14 protein-coding genes are annotated in these 18,099 nt (G+C 41.2%); 8 read left to right on the top strand and 6 right to left on the bottom strand.

Features of this window, described 5'->3' with window-relative positions; translation table 11 throughout:
* Positions 1–3 precede the first annotated feature (3 nt).
* From mnmG to rpmH, 6 genes are all read right to left on the bottom strand, one after another.
* Complete coding sequence (gene mnmG / locus J7I93_RS03500; protein ID WP_214723354.1) at positions 4–1,893, bottom strand: tRNA uridine-5-carboxymethylaminomethyl(34) synthesis enzyme MnmG; 1,890 nt, start codon at positions 1,891–1,893, stop codon at positions 4–6.
* A gap of 65 nt (positions 1,894–1,958) precedes the next feature.
* Positions 1,959–3,344, bottom strand: a complete 1,386-nt coding sequence (gene mnmE, locus J7I93_RS03495; protein WP_214723352.1) for a tRNA uridine-5-carboxymethylaminomethyl(34) synthesis GTPase MnmE — start codon at positions 3,342–3,344, stop codon at positions 1,959–1,961.
* Between the two features lie 523 nt (positions 3,345–3,867).
* The gene (gene jag / locus J7I93_RS03490) at positions 3,868–4,494 is read right to left on the bottom strand and encodes an RNA-binding cell elongation regulator Jag/EloR (protein WP_214723350.1); all 627 of its coding nucleotides are present in this window, start codon (positions 4,492–4,494) and stop codon (positions 3,868–3,870) included.
* Complete coding sequence (gene spoIIIJ, locus J7I93_RS03485) at positions 4,491–5,273, bottom strand: YidC family membrane integrase SpoIIIJ (protein WP_214723348.1); 783 nt, start codon at positions 5,271–5,273, stop codon at positions 4,491–4,493. The genes jag and spoIIIJ overlap by 4 nt, the downstream gene beginning before the upstream one ends.
* Positions 5,274–5,408: 135 nt before the next feature.
* A complete protein-coding gene (gene rnpA / locus J7I93_RS03480) occupies positions 5,409–5,777 on the bottom strand; it encodes a ribonuclease P protein component (RefSeq protein ID WP_214723346.1) in 369 nt (122 codons plus the stop codon).
* A 127-nt stretch (positions 5,778–5,904) separates the two neighbouring features.
* On the bottom strand, positions 5,905–6,039 hold the full coding sequence (gene rpmH / locus J7I93_RS03475) for a 50S ribosomal protein L34 (RefSeq protein WP_026584874.1): 135 nt from the start codon (positions 6,037–6,039) through the stop codon (positions 5,905–5,907).
* Positions 6,040–6,898: 859 nt separating this feature from the next.
* Here rpmH and dnaA point away from each other — a divergent pair.
* The 8 genes from dnaA to J7I93_RS03435 all read left to right on the top strand — a co-directional run bounded on the left by dnaA (position 6,899) and on the right by J7I93_RS03435 (position 17,626).
* Positions 6,899–8,245, top strand: coding sequence for a chromosomal replication initiator protein DnaA (gene dnaA / locus J7I93_RS03470; protein ID WP_214723344.1), 1,347 nt, complete (start codon positions 6,899–6,901; stop codon positions 8,243–8,245).
* Positions 8,246–8,423: 178 nt separating this feature from the next.
* Positions 8,424–9,560 (top strand): DNA polymerase III subunit beta, encoded by a 1,137-nt coding sequence (gene dnaN, locus J7I93_RS03465; protein ID WP_214723342.1) that lies wholly within the window; start codon positions 8,424–8,426, stop codon positions 9,558–9,560.
* A 315-nt stretch (positions 9,561–9,875) separates the two neighbouring features.
* A complete protein-coding gene (yaaA, locus tag J7I93_RS03460) occupies positions 9,876–10,085 on the top strand; it encodes a S4 domain-containing protein YaaA (RefSeq protein ID WP_214723340.1) in 210 nt (69 codons plus the stop codon).
* A gap of 42 nt (positions 10,086–10,127) precedes the next feature.
* Positions 10,128–11,246, top strand: coding sequence for a DNA replication/repair protein RecF (gene recF / locus J7I93_RS03455; RefSeq protein WP_214723338.1), 1,119 nt, complete (start codon positions 10,128–10,130; stop codon positions 11,244–11,246).
* Positions 11,247–11,255: 9 nt separating this feature from the next.
* Positions 11,256–11,504, top strand: coding sequence for an extracellular matrix regulator RemB (remB, locus tag J7I93_RS03450; protein WP_214723336.1), 249 nt, complete (start codon positions 11,256–11,258; stop codon positions 11,502–11,504).
* Between the two features lie 96 nt (positions 11,505–11,600).
* Positions 11,601–13,523, top strand: a complete 1,923-nt coding sequence (gyrB, locus tag J7I93_RS03445; RefSeq protein WP_214723587.1) for a DNA topoisomerase (ATP-hydrolyzing) subunit B — start codon at positions 11,601–11,603, stop codon at positions 13,521–13,523.
* Between the two features lie 402 nt (positions 13,524–13,925).
* Positions 13,926–16,448, top strand: a complete 2,523-nt coding sequence (gyrA, locus tag J7I93_RS03440) for a DNA gyrase subunit A (RefSeq protein WP_214723335.1) — start codon at positions 13,926–13,928, stop codon at positions 16,446–16,448.
* A 92-nt stretch (positions 16,449–16,540) separates the two neighbouring features.
* The gene (locus tag J7I93_RS03435) at positions 16,541–17,626 is read left to right on the top strand and encodes an HD-GYP domain-containing protein (protein ID WP_214987696.1); all 1,086 of its coding nucleotides are present in this window, start codon (positions 16,541–16,543) and stop codon (positions 17,624–17,626) included.
* The last annotated feature ends 473 nt before the right edge of the window (positions 17,627–18,099 follow it).

Below are 18,099 nucleotides of genomic sequence, written 5' to 3'. Positions count from 1 at the left end.
CTTTTATTCTGCCGATACCCTGGCAATTCTGCCTTGTTCCAGATAAACAAGCAAAATGGAGATGTCCGCAGGGTTAACTCCAGAAATTCTTGATGCCTGTGCGATCGATAGAGGCCTAACTTCTTTCAGTTTTTGTTTCGCTTCGGATGCTAGTCCGTTAATGGCATCATAGTCAATGTTTTCAGGGATCTTCTTGTTTTCCATCTTCTTCAGGCGCTCCACCTGCTGGAGAGATTTTTCAATATATCCTTCATACTTGATTTGTATTTCAACTTGTTCCGTTACATCCGGATCAAGTGTTCCCTCAGCCGGCACAAGCCTTTGGATATGCTCATAAGTCATTTCCGGCCTCTTCAATAAATCAGATGCACGGATTCCATCCTTCAGCTCACTGCCGCCCTGGCTCTTGATCAGTTCCTGAACTTCACTGGTTGGTTTAATAATAATACCTTGAAGGCGATTCTTCTCTTCTTCAATGGCTTGTTTTTTCAACAGGAATTTCTCATAGCGTTCATCGCGGATCAGCCCAACCTTGTGCCCCAGCTCAGTTAAGCGCAAATCAGCATTATCATGGCGAAGAAGCAAACGATATTCAGCTCTTGATGTTAGCAGACGGTATGGTTCATTCGTTCCTTTAGTGACCAAATCATCAATCAGTACGCCAATATAAGCATCTGAACGGCTTAGGATGACTTCTTCTTTTTCCAGAGACTTTAATCCGGCATTCATGCCAGCCATCAGCCCCTGTCCCGCTGCCTCTTCATAGCCTGACGTCCCGTTAATTTGGCCAGCCGTAAAAAGATTTTTCACTTTCTTTGTTTCAAGGGTCGGCCATAACTGAGTCGGCACAATGGCATCATATTCTATAGCGTAGCCTGCACGCATCATTTGGACATTTTCCAATCCTGGAATGGTTCTAAGAATCTTCTGCTGAACATCTTCAGGTAAGCTTGTTGAAAGACCTTGTACATATACTTCCTGCGTATTCCGTCCCTCCGGCTCCAAAAAGATCTGATGCCGTGGTTTGTCATTAAAGCGGACAACCTTATCTTCAATGGATGGGCAATAACGAGGCCCTGTTCCTTTAATCATACCGGAGTACATGGGGGAACGATGAAGATTATTGTCAATCAGTGTATGTGTTTCTTCGTTTGTATAAGTCAGCCAGCATGGCAGCTGGTCAGTTATAAACTTTGTTGTTTCAAAAGAAAAAGCTCTAGGCACATCATCGCCAGGCTGTATTTCTGTCTTGCTGTAATCAATGGAATGGCTGTTAACACGCGGAGGGGTTCCTGTTTTAAAACGCACTAAATCAAACCCAAGCTCCTGCAGATGCTCTGAAAGCTTAATGGAGGGCTGCTGGTTATTAGGACCGCTGGAGTATTTAAGTTCCCCTAGAATAATTTCTCCTCTTAGGAATGTACCCGTCGTAATGACAACCGTTTTTGAAGAATAAACGGCACCTGTCTGGGTGATAACGCCTTTGCATTCTCCATCTTCCACAATCAGCCGCTCAACCATCCCCTGAATCATTCTCAGGTTCGGTTCATTTTCCAATGTTTTTTTCATCTCGTGCTGATACGTGAATTTATCAGCCTGGGCTCGCAATGCACGAACGGCAGGCCCTTTTCCAGTATTAAGCATTCGCATCTGAATATGGGTTTTATCAATATTCTTGCCCATTTCTCCGCCAAGCGCATCTATCTCCCTAACAACAATCCCTTTGGCAGGTCCTCCTACAGAAGGATTGCACGGCATAAAGGCTACCATATCCAAATTTATCGTAATCATTAATGTCTTAGCGCCAAGACGGGCCGAAGCAAGGCCTGCTTCAACACCTGCATGTCCGGCTCCGACTACTATGACATCATAACTTCCAGCTTCATATGTCATGATGCGGCCTCCTTTACTGCAATCATAATCCGCTATTGCGGCATTTTTCTTGTCTGAAAAATTATCTATTTCCCTAAACAGAACTGAGAGAATAATTGGTCAATCAAGCTTTCATGAACACTGTCGCCAATAATTTCGCCAAGAAGCTCCCATGTTCTCGTTAAATCGATTTGCACAATATCTATCGGCGTTCCCATTTCAACACCCTGCATGGCCTCATCAATGGCATTAAAAGCCTGATTTAATAGGGCGATATGGCGGGTGTTTGATACATATGTGATGTCCCCGGCCTCAATGGATCCTTCAAAGAAAAGGGAAGCAATTGCCTCTTCCAGATCATCTACCCCTTTATCCTCCAATAAAGAGGTCGTGACCAATTTATGTTCTTTAGAAAGTTCATGAACGTGGTCCATATTAATTTTTTGGTCTAGGTCCATTTTATTGACAATGACAATGACGTCCATGCCTTCGACCGCTTTAAATATATTTTCATCCTCTGCCGTTAACTCATCCGAATTATTAAGTACCAGCAAAATAAGGTCGGCTTCCTTTAATACCTGTCTGGACTTTTCGACCCCAATCCGTTCGACAATATCTTCAGTCTCCCGAATCCCTGCCGTATCCAGCAATCTCAGCGGAACACCCCTTACATTGACATATTCCTCAATTACATCGCGTGTTGTTCCCGGTATATCTGTTACAATAGCCTTATTCTCATGGACAAGGCTATTCAATAGAGAGGATTTACCGACGTTTGGACGTCCAACAATAACAGTGGACAGTCCTTCACGCAAAATTTTTCCCTGCTGGGATGTACGCAGAAGCTTTTCAATTTCCTTCTTTACATAAGAGGACTTTTCCAGCAGCATATGATGGGTCATTTCCTCTACATCATCATATTCAGGATAGTCAATATTCACTTCCACATGGGCAAGGATCTCCAGAATTTCCTGGCGGAGCTTTTGAATGAGCTTTGAAAGCCGTCCTTCCATCTGCCCGAGCGCCATATTCATGGCCCTGTCTGTCTTAGCCCGAATTAAATCCATTACAGCTTCTGCCTGCGACAAATCAATTCGGCCGTTCAAAAACGCTCGTTTTGTAAATTCACCAGGCTCTGCAAGAAGTGCTCCATTATTTAATAATAACTGCAATACACGATTGACCGAAACCAGACCGCCATGGCAATTTATTTCGATAACATCTTCTTTCGTAAATGTTTTCGGGCCTTTCATCGCTGATACCATTACTTCTTCTGCTACCTCACCTGTTTTCGGATCAATGATATGGCCGTAATGAATGGTATGGGAGGCTACATCCTTCAGACGCTTTCCTCCTACCCCTCTGAATAAACGATCCGCAATTTCAAAAGCCTGGTCGCCGCTGAGCCGGACAATGGCTATGGCACCCTCACCCATCGGCGTAGAAATGGCCGCTATTGTATCAAATTCCACTCTCTTCACCTCTCTTTTTTTTAGCTTTCATCGATCTATATAAGAATGACTATTATATCGATTCCCAAATTAATAGAATATCACATGCCTATTTGTTAGAAAAGCATCTCAAACCGTTCATTTTATGCTTGTCCACAGACAATTTCCTTTTGAGAAAAAACAATTATCCACACGCTCTATATTTAATATGCTCTATTTTAACTTATCCACATGTGAATAACAATAAAACCAATGGAGAATTAATATTTTAGAGAGGAATTGATTTTTTGTAAAAGGCTGTTTTCGTAAAGTCTACTGAGTTGATTGGAGTGGAAGGCACTTGACTCCGGCGGGAAGAGAGGGAGCGGGAGACCCCGCAGGCGTGAAGCGCCGAGGAGGCTCCCGTTCCTCCCCGCGGGTTCGCTGCGTGACTGGAGCGGAAATCAACGGGCAAGCTTTTTAGGCCAAAAACAATCTATACAAAAAGAGCCTTATAAAAAAACCCAATCCGTGAGTGGATTGGGTTTTTAAATCGTTCTTCCGGCTATCTTGTTCTGGCCGGGGCTATGACAATATGGCGATGTGGATCATTGCCGTCAGAATACGTTTTTATTCTCTTATTATGAACGAGAGCGGTATGGATCACTTTCCTTTCATAGGAAGGCATAGGTTCCAGCGCAATTTCCTTTCCCGTCTTCAAAGCCTTTTGAGCAAGCCTTTCAGCTAATTGAATCAGTGTATCCTGGCGTCTCTTCCGGTAATCTTCCGCATCCACAACCACATTTAAGAACTGGTCAGAAAAGCGATTGATGACAAGCTGTGTCAAGTACTGCAGTGAATTGAGTGTTTGTCCTCTTTTACCGATTAAAAGAGCAATTTTTTCACCGGATAGGATAAATTGAACATTTTTTCCGTCCTTTAATGTTTCAATTTTAATGGACACTCCCATTTTCTCACTGACTTCCTTGAGGAACTTCTCAGCTTCTTCAATCGGATCGAGCTTCTTAACAGCCTTTACGACTGCCGGGCGGGAACCGAAAATCCCAAAAACGCCTTTTTTACCTTCATCAACTATTGTTATCTCTGCGCGGTCTTCAGTTGTATTTAATTGAGCTAAAGCTGACTCTACTGCTTCCTTGACGGTCTGTCCTGTAGCAGTTACTTGTTTCACTTTTTGGCTCCTCCTGCATTTCCGGCCGCCGCAGCTTTCAGGTCCGGACCTTTAATAAAATAAGTTTGTATGATCATAAAGATATTACCCACTACCCAGTAAAGTGAGAGAGCAGCTGGGAAATTAATAGCAAAAATAACAATCATAATCGGCATAAGATAAAGCATCATCTTCATCTGTGCTGCCATTTGCCCTGTATGCTCAGTGCCGGCCATCATCATTTTTTGCTGAATGAATGTTGTGACACCTGCAATTAGCGGCAATAAGTAAATTGGATCCGGAGAACCAAGGTCAAACCATAGGAAATTATGGTTTGCGATTTCACGAGTACGTGTAATCGCATGATAGAAACCAATTAGAATCGGCATTTGAACGACTAATGGAAAACATCCTGCAAGAGGGTTAACCCCGTGTTTTTGAAACAATGCCATTGTTTCCTGCTGCAGCTTCTGCTGGGTTTTCTGGTCTTTTGAACTGTATTTTTCACGAAGCTTCTGCATTTCTGGCTGAATCGCCTGCATTGCTTTGGAACTTCTCGTTTGTTTAATCATTAATGGCAAGATTACCAGACGGATAACGATAGTAACAATAATGATTGAAAGTCCATAGTCGCCTGTGAATTCTGCTACTTTAATAATAAACAGCGAAAGCGGGTAGACAATATACTCATTCCAAAAGCCTTCGCTTTCAGACGTAATCGGCTGGTTGATTTCCGTACAGCCTGACAAAAGCGCCATAACAAAAACCAAACCGATTAATAGGAATATTCGTTTCTTCAACCGTTTTTTCCTCCTTATTGCTCCTTATAATTAAATATATTACATTTGCTTGTCCCCTAGAGCGGGACTCGCTCATATGTATCTCATTTTATCATCTTTTATAATGAAGTGCTTCATAATAAAGATAGATAAAGACTATTGATTTTTAGTATTTCCAAGTCTAGGTTTATTCAAAACCCGTGAAATCTTTAAAACATGGGTAAGGCTTTTTTTCACCTCATGGAAATCCATATCCGCAACAGGCTTCCTGGCGATGACAATCAGATCATACTGTGGCTTTATTTCTTCCTCCAGCTCTAAAAAAGCCTGGCGAATATATCTTTTAATCTGATTCCTCATAACAGCATTGCCGATTTTCTTGCTAACAGACAGCCCAATACGGAAATGGCCCTGTTCCTCTTTTTTCAATATATATACAACAAATTGACGATTGGCGAATGACTTTCCCTTTTTAAAGGCCTCTTGAAATTCTTTATTCTTTTTTACCCGAAATTCTTTTTTCAACGTCATCACCTACTTAGAAAAGCGTATGGCGACTTGGGGCTTCAGCAGGAAATTTCCTCTTTTGCCCCGGCAGCCATTATAACATTAATCTATACATGGAAAAAAAGACCACTGACGTTTCAGTGGCCTAAGCAGATAATACTTTTCTTCCTTTGCGGCGGCGGCGAGCAAGGACGTTACGTCCGTTCGGAGTGCTCATGCGGCTGCGGAAACCGTGAACTTTGCTTCTCTTACGCTTGTTTGGTTGATAAGTTCTTTTCATTATATGACACCTCCCTGAGGAATTGCTGTTAAAGACAGTCTTTCTAATTATATAGATGAAACTTGAAAATTGTCAACTATTCATCGTTAAGCTCTCTGCCTTCATTGGCAAAAAAATCTTTTCTAAGCCAGGCTTACATTCTCCCTGCACTTTTTCTCTTTTAGCAGATCTGAATGAACCCACTCAGAAAGTTTACCTTCTTTTCGCACGAATGTCATCCTAAAATTCGTTTTTTCCACGTTTTTCTCTTTAGCGCTGCTAAATTTGTCTGTTAATGGGCTCTCCACGCACTCGCTTTTCGCTGGCATTCCGCCGCTCTCAAATGCAATGCCTCTGTGGGATCCTCTTTTGATTCACTTTTCCCGCTGGTGTCCTTTTGCCATCCGTTTCAATTAACAACTGCTAAAGTCAACACTTTGCTTTAATTTTCACCAAAAATCCCTCTGTGGATAATTTTTCGACAGCATTTTCATTATCCACATCACATATTGACAAGTTTTTCACACAAACAGGGGCTGTGGACAATAATTATGCACATGATAGGGGACTTGTGGATAAAGGTTTAAAAAGCATTGCAACCATTAGGATTATCTGTTATCATTATTGTGTTTTCACACTTAATAAATCATAGTGCATATCTTCATTATCCACAGATTGTGGATAACATGTGGACAGGTTATCCAAGGGGTTTGTAAAAGTTTGTCCACAGACAGTGGATACTGTCGAAATTCCACTTTACTTCCTTATTATATAATTTTCCACATAAACAGTTTCGTATATTTATAAAATAGATGGTTGTACAGCTTGTATAACCTATAGTTTTTGTTGCACGAAACTAACGGCAAAGGAGGGATATCTATTGGAAAACATTGCGGATCTTTGGAATAACGCTCTTGCCAATATCGAAAAGAAAATCAGCAAACCAAGCTTTGATACTTGGCTAAAATCGACAAAAGCTCATTCACTTCAAGGCGATACTTTAGTGGTCAAGGCCCCGAATGAGTTTGCCCGTGATTGGCTGGAAGAGCGCTATTCCCAACTGATCTCCGGAATTCTTTATGACATTACTGGTGAAGAGTTAGGGGTAAAATTTATCATTCCGCAAAATCAGAGTGAAGAAGAGGTGGATCTACCGGTTCCGCCAAAAAAGAAAAAAACAGAGGAAGACCAGCCTGAATTGCCATTAACCATGCTTAATCCTAAGTATACATTTGATACTTTTGTTATTGGATCGGGTAACCGCTTCGCACATGCAGCTTCACTTGCAGTTGCAGAAGCACCCGCAAAGGCGTATAATCCACTATTTATTTATGGGGGAGTTGGGCTGGGTAAAACTCACCTCATGCATGCAATTGGCCATTATGTATTAGATCATAATCCATCTGCTAAAGTAGTTTACTTATCTTCCGAGAAGTTTACGAACGAATTCATTAACTCAATCAGAGATAACAAAGCGGGAGATTTCCGCAATAAATATCGAAACGTGGATGTTCTTCTTATCGATGATATTCAGTTTTTAGCTGGAAAAGAACAAACCCAGGAAGAATTTTTCCATACATTTAATACATTGCATGAAGAAAGTAAGCAAATCATTATCTCAAGTGACCGGCCGCCAAAAGAAATTCCGACACTTGAAGATCGTCTTCGCTCCAGATTCGAATGGGGACTTATTACTGATATAACTCCGCCTGATCTGGAAACGCGTATTGCGATTTTACGAAAAAAAGCAAAAGCAGAGGGACTCGACATACCAAACGAAGTCATGCTGTATATTGCCAACCAAATTGATTCAAACATACGTGAACTAGAGGGTGCGCTTATTCGAGTAGTTGCCTATTCCTCTTTAATAAATAAAGATATAAATGCTGATCTTGCAGCAGAGGCTTTAAAGGATATCATCCCAAGCTCCAAGCCAAAGGTGATCACAATCCATGAAATTCAAAGGGTAGTGGGTGAACATTTTAATGTGAAGCTTGAGGACTTTAAAGCGAAGAAAAGAACGAAATCAGTTGCATTTCCGCGGCAAATTGCCATGTACTTATCCAGGGAATTAACCGATTTTTCTCTTCCTAAAATTGGGGAAGAATTTGGCGGAAGGGACCACACAACTGTCATTCACGCCCATGAAAAAATTTCAAAAATGCTTCAGTCAGATTCTCAATTCGAGAAACAGATCAAAGAAATAAATGAATTGCTCAAGGTGTAACTGTGCATAACTTGACCTAACTTACACACAGTCTGTCCACATGTGGATAGGCTGTGTTTCCTTTCGAAAAACACAGTTATCCACATGTTAACAGGCCCTACTAGTACTTCTATTATTTTTTTATAAAATATATATATATTCATTAGGCCATTAAAATATGCTTGGAGGATTAAAAAAAATGAGATTTATAATCCAGCGGGATCGTTTGGTTCAGAGCGTCCAGGATGTAATGAAAGCTGTAACAAGCAGAACAACCATTCCTATCTTAACAGGTATTAAAATCGTTGCTTCAGAAGAAGGAGTCACACTAACAGGAAGTGATTCCGATATTTCAATCGAATCTTTTATTCCAAATGAGGAAGACGGAGATGAAATTGTTGAGATCAAACAGCCTGGTGCAATTGTGCTGCAGGCAAGGTTCTTTAGTGAGATTGTTAAAAAACTTCCTACTGACAGTGTTGAGATACATGTTGAAAACCACCTTCAGACTGTTATCCGTTCGGGTAAGTCCGAGTTTAACTTAAATGGATTGGATGCAGAGGAGTATCCTCACTTACCTCAAATTGAGGAAGAGAATGTTTTTAAAATCCCGACGGACCTATTAAAGGCGATGGTCCGCCAGACTGTTTTTGCAGTGTCCACCTCAGAAACACGCCCTATCTTGACAGGTGTAAACTGGAAGGTGGAAAACGGCACTTTAACCTGTATTGCAACAGATAGCCACAGGCTGGCATTAAGGAAAGCCCAAGTCGAAACAAATGCCAACGAAAATTATAATGTAGTCATTCCAGGCAAAAGCTTAAGTGAATTGAGCAAGATCCTTGATGACAATAATGATCTGATTGATATTGTCATTACCGAAAACCAAGTATTGTTTAAAGCCGAGCATTTGCTATTCTTCTCAAGGCTGCTCGAAGGAAATTACCCGGATACTTCCAGGTTAATTCCAACAGACAGCAAGACAGATGTAGTTGTTAACACGAAGGAATTCCTTCAGGCAATTGACCGTGCCTCATTATTGGCAAAAGAAGGACGAAATAATGTGGTCAAGCTTTCCACCATTGAAGGCGGAGTAATTGAAATTTCATCCAATACGCCGGAAATCGGAAAGGTTGTTGAAGAGGTCCAAAGCCAATCTGTTGAAGGAGAAGAATTAAAAATTTCCTTTAGTGCGAAATTCATGATGGATGCCCTAAAGGCCCTTGAAGGCTCAGAAATTACTGTAAGCTTTACTGGCGCTATGCGGCCATTTATCATAAAACCGTTAAATGACGACTCAATCCTGCAATTGATTCTGCCAGTTAGAACATATTAAGACTAATAATGGAGCTGCCGGCCGTTGCCGGCGGCTTACTTTTTTTATGCAAGAAATCATCTGCCGGTAGTTGGACGGATTAAAAAAGCTGTAAGTCCGGATAAGCAAAACGATGGCCAAAGGAGTCCGAATATCGGCAAACTGCAAGGGAATAATAAATATTAAAGGCTATAGCGGGTTTTCTTTGTGTATATGAGATTTATTTAGTAAAATAGAATATTAGATAACATTCTAGAAATTGTTGTGCTTGGTGCATGATAAACAGGATTTCTCCGCATAGCACATAAAGTCTGACAATGAGAAAGAGTGAATAATATGACGGAAGTACAAATCGATACGGAATATATTACATTGGGCCAATTCCTAAAAGCTGCCGATGTGATTCAAACTGGCGGAATGGCTAAATGGTTTTTAAGTGAGTACGAAGTTTTTGTAAATGGAGAACAGGATCAAAGACGGGGAAGAAAGCTAAGAACAGGAGATAAAGTCGAAATTCCCAATGTTGGTGAATTTACTATCGTTTAACTGGCTGTTTTTAAGCTCCTACCCTAAAAGGATGTAGCGTCTATGTATATAGAGCAATTGCTTTTAAAAAACTACCGGAATTACGAAGATCTGGAAGTCAATTTTGAGAATAAAGTGAACGTCATTCTGGGAGAAAATGCCCAGGGGAAGACTAATGTCATGGAATCCATCTATGTACTTGCGATGGCAAAGTCCCATAGGACATCAAATGACAAAGATCTTATTCGCTGGGATCAAGATTATGCTAAAATAGAAGGAAGGGTCCTAAGAAGCCATGGGTCCCTGCCAATGCAATTAGTGATAAGCAAAAAAGGCAAAAAAGCCAAATGCAATCATATAGAACAGCAGAAATTAAGCCAGTATGTCGGCAATATGAATGTTGTTATGTTCGCGCCTGAAGACCTCCATCTTGTAAAAGGGAGCCCTCAAGTAAGGCGTCGTTTTATTGATATGGAGATTGGGCAGGTTTCACCTGTCTATTTGCATGATATTAGCCAATATCAAAAAATCCTCCAGCAGCGAAACCATTACTTAAAGATGCTTCAGATAAAAAAGCAGACTGACCATACCATGCTTGAAATTTTGACAGAACAATTTATAGAAATGGCTGCCAAGATTGTTTCCAAGCGGTTTGAATTTCTTAGATTGCTTGAAAATTGGGCAAAACCAATCCATGAAGGCATTTCAAGAGGGCTGGAGACCTTGAAAATTCAGTACAAGCCCTCTGCAGAGGTATCAGAAGAACAGGATTTGTCGAAAATGGTTAAAGTATACGAAGAAAAATTTTCAAAAGTGAAAAGCAGGGAAATCGAGCGGGGTGTCACCATGTTTGGCCCGCACCGGGATGACCTTATTTTTCATGTGAATGGGCGCGATGTGCAAACATTCGGTTCCCAGGGCCAGCAAAGGACGACTGCTCTATCCGTTAAGCTCGCTGAAATTGAACTGATCCATTCTGAAATAGGAGAGTATCCCATTCTCCTGCTTGATGATGTCCTCTCAGAACTGGATGATTACCGTCAATCCCACTTATTGAATACCATTCAAGGGAAGGTTCAAACCTTTGTCACAACGACAAGCGTTGATGGAATAGACCACCAGACACTGAAAGAGGCAGCAGCCTTCAGTGTTGAAGCAGGAAGAATCAATAAGATTCAGTGAGGTGATCGCATGTACATCCATGTAGGTGAAGATGTGTTAGTCCGAGCAAGAGATATTGTGGCCATAATTGATAAAGAAAGCGCCATATCTTCCAAATATGCAGAAGATTGTTTAGAACGCCAGGATGATTCTGTTATTAACCTCGCAAAAGGTTCTTACAAATCTGTTGTGGTAACGACAGGAAAAATTTATTTCTCCCCGCTGGCTTCAGGTACGTTGAAAAAAAGATCGCATAAATTAAGTGTTCATGAATTTTAAAAAATTATAGTTTGGTGCATCTCTAAGTACAGCCAAGCTTTTTTATAGATTAGCGAATTTGGAATGCAATGGAAAGTGTAGGTGACCGATGTGGCAATGGAGCAAAAGGCAGTACAGGAACAATCCTATGATGAGAATCAGATACAGGTTCTGGAAGGTCTGGAAGCAGTTCGAAAACGTCCGGGAATGTATATCGGTTCAACAAGTGCCAAAGGCCTTCACCATCTCGTTTGGGAAATAGTCGATAATAGTATTGATGAAGCGCTGGCCGGATATTGTTCAGAGATCAATGTAATCATTGAAAAGGATAATAGTATTACTGTAGTCGATAATGGCCGTGGTATACCGGTTGGAATCCATGAGAAAATGGGCCGCCCGGCAGTTGAGGTTATTATGACCGTTCTTCATGCCGGTGGAAAATTTGGCGGTGGAGGATACAAGGTTTCCGGAGGTTTGCATGGTGTTGGTGCTTCTGTTGTAAATGCTCTCTCAACTGAATTGGAAGTGTTTGTCCATCGTGATGGAAAAAAATATTATCAAAAATTTGAGCGGGGAGTTCCAAGTGCTGATCTCGAAGTAATTGGAGAAGCAGACCATACTGGAACAACCATTCACTTTAAGCCTGACAGTGAAATTTTCACTGAAACGCTTGAATATGATTATGAAACGCTGGCAAACCGCATTCGTGAATTAGCTTTCTTAAATAGAGGATTAACGATCACGATTGAAGATAAGCGTCAGGAAAATAAGAAAAATGAATATATGTACGATGGCGGGATTAAATCGTACGTTGAACATTTGAATAGAACGAAAGAAGTTCTCCATGATGAGCCTATCTACATTGAGGGAGAACGAGAAGGCATTACGGTTGAAGTATCTATTCAGTATAACGATGGCTTCACAAGCAATATTTACTCTTTTGCCAATAATATTCATACGTATGAAGGCGGTACACATGAATCAGGCTTTAAAACGGCATTAACAAGAGTCATTAATGATTACGCCAGAAAAAACGGTGTCTTTAAAGAAAGCGATGCGAACCTTTCGGGCGAAGACGTCCGAGAAGGATTAACCGCAATCGTATCAATTAAACATCCGGACCCTCAGTTCGAAGGTCAGACAAAAACCAAGCTTGGGAACTCTGAAGTACGTGCTGCAACGGACACTATTTTCTCAGAAGCTCTTGAAAAATTCATGCTGGAAAACCCAACGGTAGCAAGAAGGATTGTAGAAAAGGGCCTAATGGCTGCGAGAGCAAGGCTGGCTGCCAAAAAAGCGAGAGAGCTTACGAGAAGAAAAAGTGCCCTTGAAGTTTCAAGCCTTCCGGGTAAACTTGCAGACTGTTCTTCTAAGGATCCATCTATAAGCGAAATCTATGTGGTTGAGGGTGACTCTGCAGGAGGTTCTGCCAAGCAAGGGCGTGACCGTCATTTCCAGGCAATCCTTCCTCTAAGAGGTAAAATTCTGAACGTAGAAAAAGCTCGTTTGGATAGAATATTATCCAATAATGAAGTCCGTGCTATCATTACTGCAATTGGAACCAGCATTGGCGAAGATTTTGATATCTCAAAAGCCCGTTATCATAAGATTGTAATCATGACTGATGCGGATGTTGATGGGGCACATATCCGCACATTATTATTAACATTCTTTTACCGATATATGAGACAAATTATTGAAGCGGGCTACATTTACATTGCCCAGCCTCCGCTTTACAAGATACAGCAGGGCAAACGCATTGAATATGCTTATAATGAGCGTGAACTGGAAAGAATCCTAGGCGAACTTCCAAGCCAGCCAAAGCCTGGAATTCAGCGCTATAAGGGTCTCGGAGAAATGAACCCTGGTCAGCTGTGGGAAACGACAATGAATCCGGAGACGAGAACACTTCTCCAGGTAAACCTTGAAGATGCCATTGAAGCAGATGAGACGTTTGAAATACTAATGGGCGATAAAGTAGAGCCGCGCCGTAATTTCATTGAAGAAAATGCGGTATACGTAAAGAACTTGGATATTTAAATTGCAGGCTGTGTTAATGCTCAATGTTGATTGGAGCGGTAGGCGCGAATGCGTCGGACCGCCCGCGGATAGCGAGTTTCTTGAGCGGAAATCAACAGGCCAATTTTACACAGTCAAATTGTAAAAGGGATCTTTCTGCACCAGGGAATTTCATAGTTGGGGTGCCATATGCGGTGCCTCCGCTTTCTTTCAGGATAGGGTTTCTCTATCCTGCTTTTACATAGTAGGTCTATTCTGGTTGTTTTATATTTTTATCCCTTCAGATTTATTTAAAATAAAAGCAAGAAGTGCAGGAGCTGCAGCCATCATTTGCTTCTGCAGAGTGAATTCAGCTACACCTAAATGATAAGTAACAAGTGGATGTCAGATCATCCCTAGTTTCTTCAAAGGAGGTTCCTTTAGATGGCCGATACACCTAATTCTCAAGTAAAAGAAATTAATATTAGCCAGGAAATGCGTTCTTCTTTCCTGGATTATGCCATGAGCGTAATTGTCTCCCGTGCCCTTCCAGATGTAAGAGATGGTTTAAAGCCGGTACACCGAAGAATACTGTATGCTATGCATGACTTAGGAATGCATTCCGATAAACCATTTAAAAAATCCGCCCGTATCGTTGGGGAAGTTATCGGTAAGTACCATCCACATGGTGACTCTGCTGTTTATGACACAATGGTGCGTATGGCTCAGGACTTCAACTATCGCTATATGCTTGTTGATGGTCACGGAAACTTTGGTTCTGTTGATGGAGATGCGGCAGCTGCCATGCGTTACACAGAGGCACGAATGTCCAAGATCTCGATGGAGCTTTTGCGTGATATCAATAAAGACACGATCGATTATCAGGATAACTACGACGGTGCCGAAAAAGAACCTGTTGTACTTCCTTCACGCTTCCCGAACCTGCTGGTAAACGGAACATCCGGGATTGCCGTAGGGATGGCTACCAATATTCCTCCACACCAGCTTGGAGAAGTGATTGATGGGGTTCTGGCAATCAGCCAGGAGCCTGATCTGAGTGTTCAAGAGCTAATGGAAATTATTCCAGGTCCTGACTTTCCAACTGCGGGATTAATTTTGGGGCGGAGCGGAATCCGCAAAGCTTACGAAACCGGACGTGGCTCTATTACATTAAGAGCTAAAGTCGAAATTGAGGAAAAGTCAAATGGGAAAGAAGTTATCATTGTTAATGAACTTCCTTACCAGGTGAATAAGGCTAAACTGATTGAAAAAATAGCAGAACTTGTCCGTGATAAGCGTATTGACGGGATTACTGATTTGCGTGATGAATCTGATCGAAACGGAATGCGCATTGTCATGGAAGTTCGCAAAGATGCAAATGCCAATGTTTTGCTGAACAATCTTTATAAGCAAACAGCCCTCCAGACTAGTTTTGGAATTAACTTGCTTGCTCTTGTAGATGGCCAGCCTAAGGTACTTAATTTAAAACAGTGTCTTCAATATTATCTGGATCACCAAAAGGTAGTTATTCGCCGCAGAACTGAATTTGAACTTAAAAAGGCTGAAGCCCGTGCGCATATTCTGGAAGGATTGAGGATTGCGCTTGACCATCTTGATGAGGTTATTAGTCTCATCCGCAGTTCCCAGACCACTGATATTGCACGCGAAGGCTTAATGACAAAATTCAATCTTTCTGAGAAACAGGCTCAGGCTATTCTTGATATGCGCTTACAGCGTCTGACAGGTTTAGAGCGCGAAAAGATTGAAGACGAATATTCAGCCCTTGTAGCGCTTATTGCCGAATTAAAGGCTATTTTGGCTGATGAAGAAAAAGTACTGGAAATTATCCGTGAAGAACTAAATGAAATCAAAGAGCGCTTTAACGATAAACGCCGTACTGAAATCGTGGCTGGCGGCATCGAGCAAATCGAAGACGAAGATTTAATTCCGCGTGAAAATATTGTTCTTACTTTAACTCACAAAGGTTATATCAAGCGTCTCCCTGTATCTACCTACCGTGCACAAAAACGAGGCGGCCGGGGAATCCAGGGAATGGGTACGAATGAGGATGACTTCGTTGAGCATCTCATTACGACTTCTACGCATGATACAATTCTTTTCTTTACGAATAAAGGAAAGGTGTATCGCGCTAAAGGATATGAAATCCCTGAATTCAGCCGTACGGCTAAAGGGATTCCAATCATTAACCTTCTTGGTGTTGATAAGGACGAATGGGTAAATGCCATTATTCCGGTGGAAGAATTTGCCGATGATTGGTTCCTGTTCTTTACGACAAAAAAAGGAATATCTAAGCGTTCACCGTTATCATCCTTTGCAAATATACGAAACAACGGCTTAATTGCCTTGAATCTGCGTGAAGATGATGAACTGATATCAGTTCGTTTAACTGATGGCAGCAAGGAAATCATAATTGGCACAAGCCATGGTATGCTGATCCGATTCCCTGAAGAGGATGTCCGTTCTATGGGAAGAACAGCTACCGGAGTAAAAGGAATTAGCTTAAGCAGGGATGACGAAGTAGTTGGCATGGAAGTGCTTGAAGACGACACTCAAATCCTGATTGTAACGAAAAATGGATACGGAAAACGTACTCCTGCGGAAGAATACCGCGTCCAGGGAAGAGGCGGTAAAGGCATCAAAACTTGCAACATTACCGATAAGAACGGAAGCCTTGTTTCCATGAAAGCTGTCACAGGGGAAGAAGACGTTATGCTTATCACAACAGGCGGCGTATTAATCCGCATGGCTGTCAGTGATATTTCGACAATGGGCAGAAACACGCAGGGTGTAAGATTAATTCGCATAAATGAAGACGCTGATGAAGCAGTATCAACGGTTGCAAAGGTTGAAAAAGAGGAAGAAAAAGATGACGAAGAACTAACAAAGCCTCTTGAAAATGCTGAGACCCTTTCTGAAGAAGAAGTTAATGGGAATGACGAGGAGTAATTTTTTTAGGAACACATTATTTGTGTTCCTTTTTTTTGTCCAAATAATGTAAAATAGTATAAAAGACTCATTACATTTGGGGTGTGGAAACGGTGCGTGTGTATATCCAGGAATTGCAAGAGGGCTGTATCTTATCAGAAGATGTTTTTAGTATGACCAATCGTCCGATCATTAGCCAAAAGACCGTTCTGACAAAAGAATTGCTTCATATTTTGAAGATATTTTTAATTGAAGAGGCTGTAGTTGAAAAAACATTAGTGAATGGGATGCCCTTCATTCCTGCTGAAGTAATTGAAGATGTCCAGAAAACCCAAGAAACAAAAGTAAATGATTCAAGCTTTTTAGATACTTTTTTAATAGGAGTTCAAAATTATAAAAAAGAATTTCTCGCCTGGCAGTCAGGAATGCCAATAGATATCGCAAAAATTAGAAATATAATGATTCCCCTCATTGACAAAATGGAGAGTAACCCTTCTGCAATTTTCTCCTTGCATCATCTTTCCACTAATGAAGGCTATTTGCATCAGCATTCAGTGGCAGTCGGAATCATAAGTGCATTTATAGGAAAGAAATTAAATTTTAACAAAGGGGAAGTTGTGCAATTGGCACTTGGGGGCTGTCTTGCTGATGCAGGCATGGCAAAAATAAATCCTGTTATCCTGCAAAAGAATACTTCGCTAAGCTCTGAAGAATTTGAGGATATAAAAAGGCATTCCACCCATAGTTTTAAAATGGTCCAAAATATTTCTCTCTTAAGGGAGAGTACGAAGATTGGCATGTTTCAGCATCATGAACGGCTAGATGGCAGCGGTTATCCTTTTGGTGAAGAAGGCAGTAAAATCAATCAAACTGGAAAAATAATTGCCGTAGCAGATGCCTTCCATGCTATGACCTCTCAGAGGCTCTACCGGCGAAAGCAATCCCCTTTCAAAGTGCTTGAGATGCTTCTTCAGGATAGCTTTGGAAAATATGATATCCAATCCATTCAGGCTTTGGGATCCGGCATAATGACATTTTCTATTGGCAGCCGGGTTAAGCTTTCAGATGGACAGAATGCTGAAATCCTCTTTATAGAAGAAAAATCACCGACAAGGCCATTAGTTAAAATAGAAGATACTGGGGAGATTATTCATTTAGAAAAAAACCGCCAGCTATTTATAGACGAAGTATTGAAATAGACCATTTATTTGCGGTCTATTTTTTATTAGATCTTTTTTATTGACTCTGTTAAATTTGCCTGTTGGTTTCATCACGAGGCACTCAGCGAACAGCGGGCGGTCCGACACTCCTGCAGGGTCTCCCTTTGATTGGCACTCCCTCTTGAATAAGCTTCCTTGAATAAACACCGCACGAAGGAAATGCGATAGCATTTCCGAGGGTCTTGTGCCTTCCGCTCCAATAAACAGGATGCTTAAAAACATCAATAAGCTTTAACAGAGCCTATTTATTAAGAGCTTATTTCATCTTTGGTTACTGATTAAATCACTTTCTTTTAAAAAACACTTGCAAATAGAATGTCTGGCTGATATACTAATTCAAGTCAGCAAGAGATGAACAACTTCATCAATAAGCTTTTTATAAAAACTTGTTGACATTGATTATCAGAAATGATATATTAATAAAGTCGCCTTGAGCGACGGATTGATCTTTG

It is taken from the genome of Bacillus sp. ISL-47, from assembly GCF_018613175.1.
Taxonomy (GTDB): Bacteria; Bacillota; Bacilli; order Bacillales; family Cytobacillaceae; genus Cytobacillus.
Note: the sequence above shows the minus strand (reverse complement) of the source record. Positions and strands in the feature narration are given on the sequence as shown.

Coding starts and splice junctions, on each gene's coding strand:
- recF (WP_214723338.1), top strand. CDS start 10,128: ATGTATATAGAGCAATTGCTTTTAAAAAACTACCGGAATTACGAAGAT.
- remB (WP_214723336.1), top strand. CDS start 11,256: ATGTACATCCATGTAGGTGAAGATGTGTTAGTCCGAGCAAGAGATATT.
- gyrB (WP_214723587.1), top strand. CDS start 11,601: ATGGAGCAAAAGGCAGTACAGGAACAATCCTATGATGAGAATCAGATA.
- mnmG (WP_214723354.1), bottom strand. CDS start 1,893: ATGACATATGAAGCTGGAAGTTATGATGTCATAGTAGTCGGAGCCGGA.
- dnaN (WP_214723342.1), top strand. CDS start 8,424: ATGAGATTTATAATCCAGCGGGATCGTTTGGTTCAGAGCGTCCAGGAT.
- rpmH (WP_026584874.1), bottom strand. CDS start 6,039: ATGAAAAGAACTTATCAACCAAACAAGCGTAAGAGAAGCAAAGTTCAC.
- yaaA (WP_214723340.1), top strand. CDS start 9,876: ATGACGGAAGTACAAATCGATACGGAATATATTACATTGGGCCAATTC.
- gyrA (WP_214723335.1), top strand. CDS start 13,926: ATGGCCGATACACCTAATTCTCAAGTAAAAGAAATTAATATTAGCCAG.